13 protein-coding genes and 1 other RNA gene are annotated in these 15,284 nt (G+C 71.8%); 9 read left to right on the forward strand and 5 right to left on the reverse strand.

Features of this window, described 5'->3' with window-relative positions:
- Nucleotides 1–28: 28 nt before the first annotated feature.
- Nucleotides 29–1,264, forward strand: a complete 1,236-nt coding sequence (locus BJ963_RS06575) for an RNA polymerase sigma factor (RefSeq protein WP_179455423.1) — start codon at nucleotides 29–31, stop codon at nucleotides 1,262–1,264.
- Between the two features lie 128 nt (nucleotides 1,265–1,392).
- Here the strand turns inward: BJ963_RS06575 and BJ963_RS06580 are convergent, their stop codons facing one another.
- Together BJ963_RS06580 and glnA are read right to left on the reverse strand one after the other, a co-directional pair.
- Nucleotides 1,393–4,416 carry a bifunctional [glutamine synthetase] adenylyltransferase/[glutamine synthetase]-adenylyl-L-tyrosine phosphorylase gene (locus tag BJ963_RS06580; RefSeq protein WP_179455427.1) on the reverse strand — a complete coding sequence of 1,008 codons (3,024 nt, stop codon included), beginning with the start codon at nucleotides 4,414–4,416 and terminating at the stop codon, nucleotides 1,393–1,395.
- Nucleotides 4,417–4,426: 10 nt separating this feature from the next.
- A complete protein-coding gene (gene glnA, locus BJ963_RS06585) occupies nucleotides 4,427–5,764 on the reverse strand; it encodes a type I glutamate--ammonia ligase (RefSeq protein WP_089910191.1) in 1,338 nt (445 codons plus the stop codon).
- 102 nt (nucleotides 5,765–5,866) lie between these two features.
- Here glnA and BJ963_RS06590 point away from each other — a divergent pair, with 102 nt between their 5' ends.
- Genes BJ963_RS06590 through panB form a run of 3 tightly spaced genes read left to right on the forward strand, consistent with a single transcriptional unit; the run spans nucleotide 5,867 to nucleotide 7,400 of the window.
- Nucleotides 5,867–6,127 (forward strand): hypothetical protein, encoded by a 261-nt coding sequence (locus BJ963_RS06590; RefSeq protein ID WP_089910188.1) that lies wholly within the window; start codon nucleotides 5,867–5,869, stop codon nucleotides 6,125–6,127.
- A complete protein-coding gene (locus BJ963_RS06595; protein ID WP_179455430.1) occupies nucleotides 6,124–6,510 on the forward strand; it encodes a type II toxin-antitoxin system VapC family toxin in 387 nt (128 codons plus the stop codon). The genes BJ963_RS06590 and BJ963_RS06595 overlap by 4 nt, the downstream gene beginning before the upstream one ends.
- Before the next feature lie 38 nt (nucleotides 6,511–6,548).
- Nucleotides 6,549–7,400, forward strand: a complete 852-nt coding sequence (gene panB / locus BJ963_RS06600; protein ID WP_089910180.1) for a 3-methyl-2-oxobutanoate hydroxymethyltransferase — start codon at nucleotides 6,549–6,551, stop codon at nucleotides 7,398–7,400.
- A 96-nt stretch (nucleotides 7,401–7,496) separates the two neighbouring features.
- On the opposite strand, the gene BJ963_RS06605 is transcribed toward panB, so the two are convergent.
- Nucleotides 7,497–7,706, reverse strand: coding sequence for an SPOR domain-containing protein (locus BJ963_RS06605; RefSeq protein ID WP_018191320.1), 210 nt, complete (start codon nucleotides 7,704–7,706; stop codon nucleotides 7,497–7,499).
- 12 nt (nucleotides 7,707–7,718) lie between these two features.
- On the opposite strand from BJ963_RS06605, the gene map reads away from it, so the two are divergent.
- Nucleotides 7,719–8,585 carry a type I methionyl aminopeptidase gene (map, locus tag BJ963_RS06610; protein ID WP_179455431.1) on the forward strand — a complete coding sequence of 289 codons (867 nt, stop codon included), beginning with the start codon at nucleotides 7,719–7,721 and terminating at the stop codon, nucleotides 8,583–8,585.
- Here map and BJ963_RS06615 read toward each other — a convergent pair.
- A complete protein-coding gene (locus BJ963_RS06615; RefSeq protein WP_246298001.1) occupies nucleotides 8,572–10,068 on the reverse strand; it encodes an MDR family MFS transporter in 1,497 nt (498 codons plus the stop codon). The genes map and BJ963_RS06615 overlap by 14 nt on opposite strands.
- Nucleotides 10,069–10,134: 66 nt before the next feature.
- Between BJ963_RS06615 and BJ963_RS06620 the strand changes: the two genes are divergently transcribed.
- The 4 genes from BJ963_RS06620 to BJ963_RS06635 are packed head-to-tail and all read left to right on the forward strand — an operon-like array spanning nucleotide 10,135 to nucleotide 14,888.
- Nucleotides 10,135–10,752 carry a TetR/AcrR family transcriptional regulator gene (locus BJ963_RS06620; RefSeq protein ID WP_179455433.1) on the forward strand — a complete coding sequence of 206 codons (618 nt, stop codon included), beginning with the start codon at nucleotides 10,135–10,137 and terminating at the stop codon, nucleotides 10,750–10,752.
- A 26-nt stretch (nucleotides 10,753–10,778) separates the two neighbouring features.
- Nucleotides 10,779–11,612 (forward strand): polyphosphate--glucose phosphotransferase, encoded by an 834-nt coding sequence (ppgK, locus tag BJ963_RS06625; RefSeq protein ID WP_089910171.1) that lies wholly within the window; start codon nucleotides 10,779–10,781, stop codon nucleotides 11,610–11,612.
- A gap of 7 nt (nucleotides 11,613–11,619) precedes the next feature.
- Nucleotides 11,620–14,184 carry an ATP-binding protein gene (locus tag BJ963_RS06630; RefSeq protein WP_179455435.1) on the forward strand — a complete coding sequence of 855 codons (2,565 nt, stop codon included), beginning with the start codon at nucleotides 11,620–11,622 and terminating at the stop codon, nucleotides 14,182–14,184.
- Nucleotides 14,181–14,888, forward strand: a complete 708-nt coding sequence (locus tag BJ963_RS06635) for a response regulator (RefSeq protein ID WP_089910167.1) — start codon at nucleotides 14,181–14,183, stop codon at nucleotides 14,886–14,888. The genes BJ963_RS06630 and BJ963_RS06635 overlap by 4 nt, the downstream gene beginning before the upstream one ends.
- A gap of 26 nt (nucleotides 14,889–14,914) precedes the next feature.
- Here the strand turns inward: BJ963_RS06635 and rnpB are convergent.
- An RNA gene (gene rnpB, locus BJ963_RS06640) (RNase P RNA component class A) lies at nucleotides 14,915–15,282 on the reverse strand.
- Nucleotides 15,283–15,284: the final 2 nt, after the last annotated feature.

Here is a 15,284-nt window from a genome sequence, read left to right on the forward strand (position 1 = left end):
ACGACCGGGGACCGAGAGGCTGCAGACGATGAGCGGGATCCCGGCGCGGGTCGACGCCGTCTGGCGGATCGACGGAGCGCGCGTCGTCGCGACGCTCGCGAAGATCACCGGCGACATCGGCCTCGCCGAGGATCTCGCGCAGGAGGCGCTGGTCGAGGCGCTGAAGCAGTGGCCGCGGGACGGTGTGCCGGACAACCCCGGCGGGTGGCTCGTCGCCGTCGCCAAGCGCCGGGCGATCGACCAGTGGCGACGGCGCGAACGACTCGACGACCGCTACCGGGCGATGGCGGCGACGCTGGAGGAGACCACAGAGGACGCGTGGGAGCCGATCGACGACGACGTGCTCCGCCTCGTGTTCACCGCGTGTCATCCCGCGCTGTCCCGGGAGGGCCAGGTCGCCCTCACCCTGCGCGTCGTCGCCGGGCTCGGCACGGCCGAGATCGCACGGATGTACTTCGTGCCGGTCGCGACGGTGCAGCAGCGCATCGTCCGGGCGAAGAAGACGATCGCCGCCGCGCACATCCCGTTCGCCTCCCCCGACCCCGCGGAGTGGAAGGAACGCCTCGAGGGCGTGCTCAGCGTCGTCTACCTCGTCTTCACCGAGGGGTACGCGGCGACGACTGGCCGCGAGTGGATGCGCGCCGAGCTCGCGAACGAGGCGCTCCGGCTGGGACGCATGGTGGCCGCGCTGCTGCCCCGGGAGCCCGAGGCGCACGGGCTCGTCGCCCTGATGGAGCTGCAGGCCGCGCGCTTCCCCGCGCGCACCCGCCCGGACGGCACCCCGGTGCTGCTGACCGAGCAGGACAGGACGCGCTGGGACCGCTCGCAGATCGTCCGGGGACGCGCAGCGCTGGCCCGAGCGGACGAGCTGGGACGCGGCCGCGGCCCGTACGCGCTGCAGGCGGCGATCGCCGAGTGCCACGCGATCGCACCGAGCGCCGAGGAGACCGACTGGGACCGCATCGTGGTGCTGTACGAGGCGCTCGGGAGGATCGCGCCGAATCCGGTGGTGGAGCTGAACCGTGCGGCGGCGGTGTCGATGGCGACCGGACCGGCGAACGCGCTGCGCATCGCCGACGATCTCGCCGCGCGCGGCGCCCTGCGGGGCTCGCACCTGCTGCCGAGCGTGCGCGGCGAGCTGCTGGCCCGGCTCGGTCGCACCGAGGAGGCCGTCTCCGAGCTGACGACGGCGCCCGGCCTCACCGCGAACGAACGCGAGCGCGACGTGCTGCTCGCCAAAGCCGCCCGTCTCCGCGACGCCTGACCCGTCCGGCGTCCGCTCGCCGCCCCGCCGTCGAGTCCGCGATTTTTGCACGGTTATGAGGGTCGAGGCGTGCAAAGTTTGCGGACTCGACGGTGGGGCGGCGGGCGCGGGGGCGGGCGGCGGGGGGGTCAGGCGGTGGGAGCGGGGCGCTGCGGGAGGCCGTAGAAGGCGCGCTCGAAGACCTGGCGGGCCCGGCGCGTGACCGCCAGGTAGTCCTCCTCCAGCCGGGAGGCCGAGCCGGGCGGATACTCCATCAGCCGTGCGACGCCGTCGAGCGCGCTCCGATCGGATGGAAGCACGTCGGCCGTCTTGTCCGCCCACAGGGTCATCGCCGACCGGGCCCGTGACGCGAACACCCACGCGTCGCGCATCCGCGCCGCGTCCTCGGCGGAGACGAACCCGTGCTCCGCCGCCGCGGCCAGCGCATCCAGGGTCGATGTCGTCCGCAGCGCGGGCACGGCGGCGGCGTGCTGCAGCTGGATGAGCTGGACGAACCACTCCACGTCGCTCAGCGATCCGCGCCCCAGCTTCAGGTGGCGGGACGGATCGGCGCCCTGCGGCAGCCGCTCGTTCTCGACGCGTGCCTTGATCCGCTTCACCTCGCGGATCTCCTGCTCGCCGATGCTCTGCGGGTAGCGCACCTCGTCCGCGAGGTCGGTGAAGTCGGCGAGCAGCGCCGCGTCCCCGGCGATCCCCCGGGCGCGCAGCAGCGCCTGCGCCTCCCACGTCAGCGACCAGCGGCGATAGTAGGCGCGATACGAGTCGAGCGAGCGTGCTGGCGGCCCGTTCTTCCCCTCCGGGCGCAGGCCGATGTCGAGGTCGAGCGGGAGCCGGTTGTCCTCGGTGAGCCGGTTCAGCTCCGACACGATGGCGAGCGCGCTGCGGTTCGCCGCCTCCTGGTCGGCCGCCAGCGGACGGAAGACGTACATCACGTCGGCGTCGGACCCGAAACCCAGCTCGCGGCCGCCGAACCGTCCCATCCCGATGACGGCGAACTCCAGCTGGTCGGCGTCGCCGCGGGCGAGCCGGATCGCCTGCAGCACACCGGAGATGATGTTCTCGGTGACGGCGGTGAGACCGTGGGCCAGCTCCTCGATCGTGGCGAAGCCGAGGATGCCGGAGAGCGCCAGGCGCAGGATCTCGCGGCGGCGCACCGCCCGGAGCGCCGCAGCGGCCGTGTCGACGGACTCGTGCCGGGCGAGGATCGCGGCCGTCTCCTCCCGCAGCAGCGCAGCGGAGCGGGGCCGCAGCTCGTCCTCGGTCTCCAGCCACGCGACGGACTCGGGGATGCGGCCCAGCAGCTCGCCGGCGAACCGCGACCCCGACAGCACGCGGGTGAGCCGTTCGGCCGCCCCCGTGGAGTCGCGGAGCATCCGCAGGTACCAGTGCGTGCCGCCGAGCTCTTCGCTGAGCCGCCGGAAGGTCAGGAGGCCGTAGTCCGGGTCGGGCCCGCTCGCGAACCACTGCAGCATGACGGGCAGCAGGTGCCGCTGGATCGCGGCGCGGCGCGAGACGCCGGAGGTGAGCGCGCCGATGTGCGCGAGCGCACCGCGCGGGTCGCGGAATCCGATCGCGGCGAGGCGCGCCTCCGCCTGCTCGCTGGTGAGGCCCGCTCCCCCGGCCAGCCGCGCGTCGTCGGCCGGTGTCGCCGCGACCGCGCTGAGCAGCGGACGGTAGAACAGCCGCTCGTGCAGGCCGCGCACCCGGTGCTTGATCTGGTTCCACTGCACGAGCAGCCCGTCGGCGCTGGGCGCGAGGCCGGTGGCGCGGGCGAGGATGCGCACATCCGCTTCGTCTCGCGGCATCAGGTGCGTGCGGCTCAGCCGGCGGAGCTGGAGGCGGTGCTCCATCAGCCGCAGCGAGCGGTAGTCTCGCGAGAAGCTCGCCGCCTCTTCCCGCCCGACATACCCCCGCGCGGCCAGCGCGGCGAGGGCCGAGAGGGTGTCGCGCTGGCGGACGGCCTCGTCGGTCTGGCCGTGCACGAGCTGGAGCAGCTGCACAGTGAACTCGACATCGCGCAGGCCGCCAGGCCCGAGCTTCACCTGGTAGTGCACCTCGTCGTCGGGGATGTGATCGGTGACGCGCTCGCGCATCCTCTGCACCGACTCCACGAAGTTCTCGCGGGAGGCGCTGCTCCACACCTTCGGCGCGAGGGCCGCGACGTACCGGTCCCCGAGCCCGGGATCGCCGGCGAGGGGCCGTGCCTTGAGGAGCGCCTGGAACTCCCATCCCTTCGCCCAGCGGTCGTAGTAGGCCACGTGCGAGTCGAGCGTGCGGACCAGGGCGCCGTCCTTGCCCTCCGGCCGCAGGTTCGGGTCGACCTCCCAGAGCCCCGGCTCGATCGCGGGCTCGTGGATGCCGCGCATCGTCAGCATCGCCAGGCGCGTCGCGATGTCCACCGCGCGGCCGGGCTCCAGTCCGGCGTCCTCGTCCCCTTCGGTGACGAAGATGACGTCGACGTCGCTGACGTAGTTCAGTTCGCGGGCGCCCGCCTTGCCCATCCCGATGATGGAGAACCGGGTGGCGCGCACCTGCTCCTCGGGGAAGCGGCCGGGCCCCGTCCCGATCGTCATGCGTCGCGCCACCGCCAGCGCTGCTTCGAGCGCGGCCGCCGCGAGGTCGGAGAGCGCCGCGGCGACCGCGTCGAAGCCGCCGACGGGATCGGCCTGCTCCAGGTCGAAGCTCGCCACCTGCACGAGGCGGTGGCGGTAGCGGATGCGGAGGCGCGTCCACGCGCTCTCGTCGGCGTCGGCAGCAACACCGTCGACCGCTCCGACGACGGCCAGCAGGTCGGCGCGCACCTCGTCCGCAGACGGGAGCGCGGTGACGGGAGTCGCGAGCGCGTCCACCTCGGCGGGCTGGCGGAGGAAGAACTCGGCGGCGCCCTCCGATGCGCCGATCACGCGGAACAGCCGGCGGGCGTCGTCCTCGCTGCGGAACGCTCCCGCCGCCTGCTCGGGCGCCTGCCGAAGTAGCCGCAGAGCCGAGGCCAGGGCCGTGTCGGGGTCGGCTGCGGCCGACAGCGCCGCGATCAGCGTCTCGGGATCCAGACCGGTGCGGTCGGCGAGCTCGTCGAGGCCGTCGCGGACCGAGCTCAGCCCCACGAACCCGGCGCGCGCCAGGGCGGTGAGGGAGAGCTGCTGCCGCGTCACGACGAAGGGGTCAGAGGATCTCGAGGTTGGATCGCAGCTCGTACGGGGTGACCTGCGCCCGGTACTCCGCCCACTCCTTGCGCTTGTTGAGCAGGACGTAGTTGAAGGCCTGCTCGCCGAGCGTCTCGGCGACGAGCTCCGAGTCCTCCATCAGGGAGATGGCGTGGTCGAGGCTCGCCGGGAGCTGGCTGTAGCCGAGGGCACGGCGTTCTCCGTCGGACAGCGCCCAGACGTTGTCTTCGGCCTCCGGCGGGAGCTCGTACTGGCCCTCGATGCCCTTGAGGCCCGCGGCGAGCAGCAGCGAGAACGCCAGGTACGGGTTCGCCGCGGAGTCGATCGCACGGTACTCGACGCGCGAGCTCTGGCCCTTGCTCGGCTTGTAGAGCGGGACGCGGACGAGCGCCGACCGGTTGTTGTGGCCCCAGCTGACGAAGCTGGGCGCTTCGTCGCCGCCCCAGAGGCGCTTGTAGGAGTTGACGAACTGGTTCGTGACCGCGGTGATCTCGGGCGCGTGGCGCAGGAGACCCGCGATGAAGTGCCGGCCGATCTTCGACAGCTGGTACTGCGCGCCCGGCTCGAAGAAGGCGTTGGTGTCGCCTTCGAACAGCGACATGTGGGTGTGCATCCCGGATCCCGGGTGGCCGGAGAGCGGCTTCGGCATGAAGGTCGCGTACACGCCCTGCTCGATGGCCACCTCCTTGATGACCGTGCGGAACGTCATGATGTTGTCGGCCGTGGTGAGGGCGTCCGCGTAGCGCAGGTCGATCTCGTTCTGGCCGGGGCCCGCCTCGTGGTGGCTGAACTCGACCGAGATGCCGAGGTCTTCCAGCATGCGCACCGAGCGGCGGCGGAAGTCGTGGGCGGTGCCTCCTGGGACGTTGTCGAAGTAGCCCGCCGAGTCGACCGGCTCCGGCCCCTCGGTGCCGAACGACGACGACTTGAGCAGGTAGAACTCGATCTCGGGATGCGTGTAGAAGGTGAAGCCGCGGTCGGCCGCCTTCTCCAGCGTCCGCTTGAGGACGTTGCGCGGGTCGGAGACGGCGGGCTGCCCGTCCGGCGTCGTGATGTCGCAGAACATGCGCGCGGTCGGGTCGACCTCGCCCCGCCACGGCAGGATCTGGAAGGTCGTGGCGTCCGGGAGCGCGAGCAGGTCGGACTCGTAGGCGCGGGTGAGGCCCTCGATGGCGGAGCCGTCGAAGCCGAGCCCCTCGCTGAACGCGCCCTCGACCTCGGCCGGGGCGATCGCGACGGACTTCAGGGTGCCGACGACGTCGGTGAACCACAGCCTCACGAACTTGACGCCACGCTCCTCGATCGTGCGAAGAACGAAGTCGCGCTGCTTGTCCATCCTGCCCCTTTCCTCGGCCGTGTCCAGACTACTGGGTGGTGGCAGCCTCAGCCCCGCAACGCGTCGGTGCAACACCGAAGCGGCGAGTGGTACACTCGGCGCATGCCGACACAGCTCGCCCGAACTCAGATCACCCACACGCCGCACGTCCAGCGCGCACTGGACACGGCGCGGGAGCAGTGGTCCGACGATACGGACGGGAAGCTGCTCGTGCACCTCATCGAACTCGGCGAGCAGGCATTGCGTGAGAGTCGCAGCCGACAGATCGACGATCGACTGGCCGAGCTCGATCGGATCAGTGCCCGATACTCCGACCTCACCTTCGAGAGCCTGGACTCGATCCGCGAAGGTTGGCCGGAATGACGGTCGCGCTCGACGCCGGCGTCCTCATCGGCCTCCTCGATTCCACGGATGCCCACCATGCGGCGGCGCGGCGGATTTTCGCCGCCGGTCGCCGGTTCCTGGTGCATCCCGTGAACATCGGGGAGGCTCTCATCACACCCGAACGGGCCGGTCGCGGGCTCGAGGCCTATGAGGACTTGCAGCGGATCGGTGTTCTTCCGTCTCCGTTGGGAGCCAACGAGCCGCTGATCCTCGCCCGGGTCAGAGAACAGCACCGTCTCCGCATGCCCGATGCGTGCGCGCTGGCTGTCGCTGTCCATAACGACATCCCCCTCGTCACTTTTGACAAGCAACTCGCATCGGCCGCATCGACGAGAGGACTGTTGGAACAGGTTCCGGCCTGAGCCCGGGCGCCCCGACGTCCGTCACTAGACTGAGCCGCATGAGTGAGCAGTCACCGGTGCCCTCCGTCCATCCCGCGACCTCGTCGATGCAGTCGCTGAAACGGGTTCGCACCCGCCACTTCCAGGCGGCGAAGGAGGAGGGGTCGCCCTTCACCGGCCTGACGAGCTACGACATGCTCACCGCCCAGATCTTCGACGAAGCGGGGATCGACTTCCTCCTCGTCGGCGACTCCGCCGGCAACAACGTGCTCGGCTACGACACGACGCTTCCCGTGACGGTCGACGACCTCATCCCGCTGACGCGCGCGGTCGCGGGGGCCGTGAAGCGCGCCTTCGTCGTCGCGGACATGCCGTTCGGCTCGTACGAGACGGGCCCGCTGGAGGCGCTGCACACCGCCGTCCGCTTCATGAAGGAGACCGGGGCGCACGCGGTCAAGCTCGAGGGCGGCCGTCGCAGCGCCGAGCAGATCCGCCGGATCGTCGATGCGGGCATCCCCGTCATGGCGCACATCGGCTTCACCCCGCAGAGCGAGCACGGACTCGGCGGTCACCTCGTCCAGGGGCGCGGTCAGGCGGCGGACGACCTGCTCGCCGACGCCCACGCTGTGGAGGAGGCCGGGGCGTTCGCCGTGGTGCTCGAGATGGTGCCGGCCGAGGTGGCCAAGCGCGTCACCGCCGAGCTGCGCATCCCGACGATCGGGGTCGGCGCCGGCCCGCACGTCGACGGCCAGCTGCTGGTGTGGACGGACTGGGCCGGCTTCACGACCGGCCGCGTGCCCCGCTTCGTGAAGCAGTACGCCGACCTCAAGACCGTGCTCGCGGACGCGGCACGCGCCTACAAGGCGGACGTGCAGGAGCGCACGTTCCCGACCGACGAGCACAGCTTCTAGCGGTCACGCGACCGGTCTCGGGCGACTGCGGCCGCCCGTAACGTCTGCGCCGGGGCGCGCACCCGCACTCGTCACGCAGCGCCGCAGGCGCCCGTGCTAGCGACCGTCCTCGGCGTCCTCCTCGGCCCACTTGGCGGAGTTCTCACGCAGCTTCTCGAGGGCGTGCTCGGCCTCGTCGCGGGTGTCGAACGGGCCGACGCGGTTCGGCGCGGGCGACAGGAAGCCCTGCTCGACCTCGCCGGTCTTCATGTTGTACCAGTACTTGTGCTCGGCATCCTGCTTGATGCCGTACTCGTCGCTCGTCATAAGGTTGATCGTATGCCCAAGGATTCCGCCGGACACCTGATCCCCGGTCGTGTCACCCCGATGCGGCCCGTGCCGAGCCGGATCGCGCGCCCCGAGTACGTCGGGCGCTCCGGACCAGCTCCGTACACCCGCGGCGACGTCTACACGCCCGACGAGGTGGAGCTGATCCGCGAGTCCGGGCGGATCGCCGCCCAGGCGATCGAGCGCGTCGGCGAGGCGGTGCGCCCGGGCGTGACGACGGAGGAGCTGGACGCGATCGGGCACGAGTTCCTGCTCGCGCACGACGCCTACCCATCGACCCTCGGCTACCGCGGCTATCCGAAGTCGATCTGCAGCTCGGTCAACGAGGTCATCTGCCACGGCATCCCCGACGACACCGTGATCGAGGACGGCGACATCGTCAACATCGACATCACCGCCTACAAGAACGGCTTCCACGGCGACAGCAACCAGACGTTCATCGCCGGTACGGCGTCCGCCGAGGTCACCGCCCTCGTCGAGCGCACCCGCGAAGCACTGAACCGGGGCATCAAGGCGGTGGCCCCCGGCCGCCAGGTGAACGTCATCGGCCGGGCGATCGAGTCGTACGCCAAGCGCTTCGGCTACGGCGTCGTGCGCGACTTCACCGGCCACGGCGTCGGAGCCGCCTTCCACTCCGGCCTGATCATCCCGCACTACGACGCCGCGCCCGCCCACGACGACGTGATGGAGCCCGGGATGGTGTTCACGATCGAGCCGATGCTCACGCTGGGCACGCACGAGTGGGAGATGTGGGCCGACGACTGGACGGTGGTGACCCGCGACCGGAGCATCACCGCCCAGTTCGAGCACACCCTGGTCGTGACGGAGCGCGGCGCCGAGGTGCTCACGCTCCCTTGACCTCCTGGGGCCGGGCGGCGTCCTGGGGCCGGGCGACCGGCTCCGCCTCCTCCACCGGCTCCGCCTCCTTGACCGGGGCAGGGACGGCCGACCGCCCCGCTGCTCCGGCTTGCGCGGGCGACGGAAGCAGGAACGCGATCCCGACCCCGAGCACCGTCGCCGCCGTCGCCACCCAGAACGCGGTGTCGAACGCCGACGACACCGACGCCCCTCCCTGCACCGCAGCCTGCAGCAGCACCGCGAAGACCGCCGTGCCGAACGAGCCGCCCAGCTGCTGCGCGATCCGGGTCAGGATGCTGGAGTGCGCGATCTGCTCACCGGCCAGGCCCTGGTACGACGCGACCATCAACGGCATCGTGATCGCCCCGAGCCCGAACCCGCGGACGAACAGCGCGACGAGCAGCAGCGGATCGGCCGCCGACGTGGGGTGGAGGGCGAACGGGACCGTCGAGACCGCGACCACCGCGAAGCCGACGACCGCGATCCACCGCGCGCCGATGCGGTCGATGAGACGACCGGCGATGGGACGGCAGGCGAGCGTGCCGAGCCCCTGCGGGACGAGCAGCAGCCCGGCGCCCAGCGCATCCGTCCCCCGCTGCTGCTGCCAGAACAGCGGCAGCAGCAGCATCGCGCCGTACAGGGCGACGCTCGACAGGAACAGCAGAGTGGATGCGGACCAGACCGAACGCACCCGCAGCAGCCGCACATCCACCAGGGCGGCGCCCCTCCTCCGCAGCGCCCACAGCACGAACGCGACGACCAGCACGGCGCCGGCAGCGAGCGGCAGCCAGGAGTCGAGGCGGGCGAACCCGCCGTCGAGCACCGAGTCGGACAGCCCGAGCAGGAGCCCGGCGAGTCCGGGCACGAGCAGCAGCACACCGACCAGGTCGAGGCGGCGCTCCGGGTCGCGTCCGCGGTCGGAGGGCAGCATCCGCCACGCCAGCAGCAGGCCGACGACGGAGAACGGGATGTTGACCCAGAACACCCAGCGCCAGTCGCCGAGCGCCAGGATGAGGCCGCCGATCACCGGGCCGAGGATGGGGCCCGCCATCGCGGGAAGCCCGACCACTGCCGAGACCCGGCCGAGCTGACGCCCTCCGGCCACCTCCATGATCATCGTCGTCATCACCGGGAGCATGAGCCCGCCCCCGACGCCCTGCAGCACCCGGAAGGCGATGAGGGAGTCCGCATTCCAGGCCAGCCCGGAGAGCACGGAGCCGACGAGGAAGATCGCGAGCGCCACCATCCACACCCGCTTGCCGCCCCAGCGGGCGAGGCACCACGCCGACAGCGGCACGGTCGCGGCGAGCGCGAGCAGGTAGCCGGTGGTGACCCACTGGATCTGCGCGACCGTCGTGTGCAGGTCGCTCGCCAGGGTGTGCAGGGCGACGCTGAGGATGGTCGTGTCGAAGACCACCGCCAATGCGCCGATCACGAGCGCGGTCGCCGTCCGCACGACCACCCGATCCAGTCTGTCCGCCATGTCCGCTCCTTAAGATGCGTGTCTGTATCTTAACGAGAGCGTACGACGATCGGATAAGATGCGCAAATGGACTCTAATGAGACACCTGCCCGCCGCCGCCGGGGCGCTGCTCTCGAGAGCGCGCTGCTCGACGCCGCGTGGGACGAGCTCGACGAGCACGGCTACGCCGCCCTCACCATGGAGGCCGTCGCCACCCGCGCAGGCACCAGCCGGCCGGTGCTCGCCCGGCGCTGGGCGACCCGGAGCGATCTGGCGCTCGCGGCCATCCGGCACCACTTCGCGGCCGAGCCCATCCAGGTGTCCGATCACGGCAGCCTCCGCGAAGACACGCTCGACCTGCTGCGCCAGATGAACACCCGGCGTCGTGGGCTGGTGACGGAGGTGCTGCTGCGGTTCTCCGGCATCGTCAGCGAGTCCGACGGCGGCATCGCCGGCTTCCGCGAACGGCTGATCGGGGACCAGCCGACGCAGCTCCGCCTCATCCTCGAGCGCGCGGACGCCCGCGGCGAGATCGACCTCGCCCGCCTCTCCCCCGTCGTCGCCGACCTGCCGCTGACCCTCCTCCGCCACGAGATGCTCATGCGCCCCACCCGGGCCGACGACGAGACGCTCCAGTCGTTCGTGGACGATGTCTTCCTCCCGCTCGCCCGGGCGACCCGGTCGAACGGGGGCGGCGAGCAGTGAGGTTCCCGGCGGGGTAGATTCGAGGCATGACTTCGCAGAAGCACGCGATCGGCATCGACATCGGCGGAACGGGCATCAAGGGAGGCCTGGTCGATCTGTCGACCGGCGAGCTCATCAGCGACCGGGTCAAGCTGCCGACCCCCGACGGCGGCAAGCCGGACGACATCGTCGAGACGACGAAGGAGATCGTCGAGCGGCTGGCCCAGGAGGAGCCGGATGCCCCCGTCGGCGTCTGCTTCCCCGCGATCGTCAGCCACGGCGTCACCCTCTCGGCCGCGAACGTCTCGAAGGACTGGATCGGCCTCAACGCCGAGGAGCTGTTCGAGAAGGCCCTCGGGCGCGACATCCACTTCGTGAACGACGCCGACGCCGCGGGATACGCCGAGACGCGGTTCGGCGCAGCGAAGGGCAAGGACGGCCTCGTCATCATGACGACGCTGGGGACGGGGATCGGCTCCGCCCTCATCTACGACGGCATCCTCATCCCGAACGCAGAGCTCGGCCACCTGGAGATCGACGGGCACGACGCCGAGTCGCGGGCCGCCTACTCCGCGAAGGAGCGCGAAGACCTCAGCTGGGAGAAGTGGGCGAAGCGCCTGCAGAAGTACTACACCACGGTCGAGTTCCTGTTCACACCCGATCTCTTCATCGTCGGCGGCGGGGTGTCGAAGCACTACGAGGAGTTCCTCCCCCTGCTGAAGCTGAAGACCCCGATCGTCCCGGCGGTGCACCGCAACAACGCGGGCATCCTCGGGGCCGCAGCCCTCACCGTCCGCAACGAGCGCCGGGAGGCCGGCGAGCGCGGCCGCAGCGCCGAGGCCGGGACGCCGCAGGACGCGCCGGCCCCCACGCCGGCGTAATCGGACCATGCCGCGGGGTCGCCTCCGGGTGATGCTGGGTGCCGCCCCGGGCGTGGGCAAGACGTTCGCCATGCTCGAAGAGGGCGAGCGGCTCCGCGCGCTCGGGAAGGACGTCGTGGTCGCCGTCGTGGAGACCCACGGCCGCGCGGCGACGGCCGCGCTCGTCAGCACGCTCGAGGTCGTGCCGCGGCGCACGGTGGAGCATCGCGGTGTCACGCTCACCGAACTCGACCTGGATGCGGTGCTGCGTCGCAACCCCCGGGTCGCGCTGGTCGACGAGCTCGCTCACACCAACGCTCCCGGCTCGGAGCACGCGAAGCGCTGGCAGGACGTCGACACGCTGCTGGAGGCGGGGATCGACGTGATCTCGACCGTCAACATCCAGCACATCGAGTCGCTGAACGACGTGGTCGAGCAGATCACCGGGGTGCCGCAGCGCGAGACCATCCCGGATGCGGTGCTGCGGCGCGCCGACCGCATCGAGCTGGTCGACCTGGCCCCGCAGGCGCTGCGCGACCGGCTGGCCGACGGACTGGTGTACCCGGAGGCGCGCGTCGATGCCGCGCTGTCGAACTACTTCCGCCTCGGCAACCTGACCGCCCTGCGCGAACTGGCGCTGCTCTGGCTCGCCGACGAGGTGGACAACGCGCTGCTGCAGTACCGCGCCGAGCACGGCATCGCCGGAACGTGGGAGGCGCGGGAGCGCGTCGTCGTCGCGCTCACCGGCGGTCCGGAGGGCGAGACGCTGCTCCGGCGCGGCGCGCGCATCGCGGCGCGGAGCGCGGGCGGCGAGCTGCTCGCCGTGCACGTGACCAGTCAGGACGGCCTGCGCGAGGCACAGCCCGGCGCTCTCGCGGCGCAGCGAGCGCTGGTCGAGCAGCTCGGCGGCAGCTACCACCAGGTGGTCGGCGACGACATCCCGCGCGCGCTCGTCGAGTTCGCACGCGGTGAGAGCGCCACCCAGCTGGTGATCGGCGTGTCCCGCCGCAGCCGGCTGGCCGCGCTGCTGACCGGGCCGGGGATCGGCGCGACCGTCATCCGCGAATCCGGCGACATCGACGTGCACATCGTGTCGCACGCGCGCGCCGGAGGGCGGTTCTCGCTGCCGCGGCCGCGCGGCGGACTCACCGTGCGCCGCCGGGTGTACGGATTCGCCCTCGCCGTGATCGGCGGTCCGCTCCTGACGCTGCTGCTCACCAGCGTCCGGTCGAGCGAGTCGATGACGGCGGATGTGCTCAGCTATCAGCTGCTCGTCGTCCTCGTCGCCCTCGTCGGCGGGATCTGGCCGGCCCTCTTCGCGGCGCTGCTCTCCGGGCTGACGCTCGACTTCTTCTTCGTCGACCCGCTCTACACCATCACCGTCGGCGAGCCGCTGCACCTGCTCGCGCTCATCCTGTTCGTCATCATCGCGGCGCTCGTCAGCCTGGTGGTCGACCAGGCGGCCCGTCGCAGCCGTGCTGCTCTCCGGGCCGCGGCCGAGGCGGAACTGCTGGCGACCGTCGCCGGGGGCGTCATCCGCGGCGAGGATGCGCTGCAGGCGCTCGTGGCCCGCACCCGGGAGGCGTTCGGGCTGAGCGCGGTCCGGCTGGTGGTCACCGACCCGGACGGCGGACCGGCCGTCGTGGCCGCCGATGGCGAGGCGACCGCGTCGGAGCCGGTGCAGCGGATCCCGGTCGGCCCCGGCGCCGCCGACGACCGGAACGGCGCGGGCGGTCGAGCGGCCGGCGCATCCGGGCCGCGCGAGACCGCGACCCTCGAGCTGCACGGCCGCGACCTGGAGGCGAGCGACCGCCGGCTGCTGTCGGCCATCGTCGCCCAGTTGGAGGCCGCCCTCGAGCACCGCCGCCTGACGGCCACCGCCGCCGAGCTGGCGCCCCTCGCCGAAGCCGACCGCGTGCGCAGCGCCCTGCTCGCCGCCGTCGGACACGATCTCCGCCGTCCGCTCGCCGCAGCGACCGCCGCGGTGACCACGCTGCGCCAGTCCGACCTCGCCCTCGGCGACGACGACCGGGAGGCGCTGCTCGAGACCGCGGAGGACAGCCTCCATTCGCTCGCCTCGCTCGTCACCGACCTGCTCGACGCCAGCCGCGTGCAGGCCGGGGCGCTCGCGGTCTCCCTCGCTCCGACCGAGGTCGACGACGTGGTGCTGCCGGCCCTGGACGAGCTGGGAGTCGGCCCCGGCGACGTGGAGCTGGACCTGAGCGCACAGGTGCCGCCGATGCTGGCCGACGGCGTCCTGCTGCAGCGCGTGATCGTCAACCTGCTGGGCAACGCCCTCCGCTACAGCCCGCCGGACGCCCGGCCGGTGCTCGCCGCCAGCGAGTTCGGCGGGATGGTGCAGCTGCGCGTCATCGACCGCGGGCCGGGCATCCCCGCCGAGCGCCGCGAGGCCGTGTTCGCCCCGTTCCAGCGGCTCTCGGACACCGACAACGGGGCCGGGATCGGCCTGGGGCTCGCCCTCTCGAAGGGATTCGTCGAGGGGATGGGAGGGACGCTCGAGGCGGAGGACACGCCGGGCGGCGGCCTCACCATGGTCGTGTCCCTCCCCGCAGCACGGAAGGTGGACGAGTGAAGGTCCTGATCGCCGACGACGACCCGCAGATCCTGCGGGCGCTCCGCATCCTGCTCACCGCGCGCGGCTACCACGTGCTCACGGCCCGCACCGGCGCCGAGGCGCTGAGCGTCGCCGTCGACCAGCATCCCGACCTGGTGATGCTCGATCTGGGCATGCCCGAGCTGAATGGCATCGAGGTCATCGAGGGGCTCCGCGGCTGGACGAGCGTCCCCATCCTCGTCGTCTCCGGCCGCACCGGCTCCGGCGACAAGGTCGACGCGCTCGACGCCGGGGCCGACGACTACGTCACCAAGCCGTTCGCGGCGGACGAGCTGCTCGCCCGCATCCGCGCTCTCACCCGGCGTCAGAGCACCACGGCGGACGAGCCGACCGTGACCTTCGGCGACGTGACGGTCGACCTGGCCGCGCACCAGGTGACGCGGCGCGACGGAGGCGAGGCCCATCCGGTCCGGCTGACACCGACGGAGTGGCAGATCCTGGAGGTGCTGCTGCGGAACCCGCGGCGCCTGGTGACGCGCCAGTCCCTCCTGACCCAGGTGTGGGGTCCGCAGTTCACGACGGACACCGGCTACCTGCGGCTCTACCTCTCACAGCTGCGGAAGAAGCTGGAGCCGGAGCCGTCGCGGCCGCGCTACCTGCTGACGGAGCCCGGCATGGGCTACCGGTTCACGCCCGACGGAGCCGACGCCGACGCGCCCTGACGGCACATCGGCACGAATGTCGCGAGGGAATGGGCCGGCTGATACGCCGGGTTCTGTCACGGTGCGAGCACCGCGGACGGCCATCTATCTCGGGACGACGTTGCCGCCGCCCTCCAGCGGTCTACCCGGGGACGAGACGAGCAGCCTCATGGTCCCCTGTCCGACCTTGCTCCGGGCGAGGTTTACCCAGCCGGCCGGGTCACCCCGGCCGCTGGTGGTCTCTTACACCACCGTTTCACCCTTACCGCGGGCCGAAGCCTGCGGCGGTCTGCTTTCTGTTGCACTTTCTCGCGGGTTGCCCCGGGTGGGTGTTACCCACCGCCCTGCTCTGCGGAGCCCGGACGTTCCTCGGCGGCCCGCTCTCGCGGACCGACGCGACCGTCTTGCCGACCCATT

This window comes from Leifsonia soli (assembly GCF_013408745.1).
Taxonomy (GTDB): Bacteria; Actinomycetota; Actinomycetes; order Actinomycetales; family Microbacteriaceae; genus Leifsonia; species Leifsonia soli.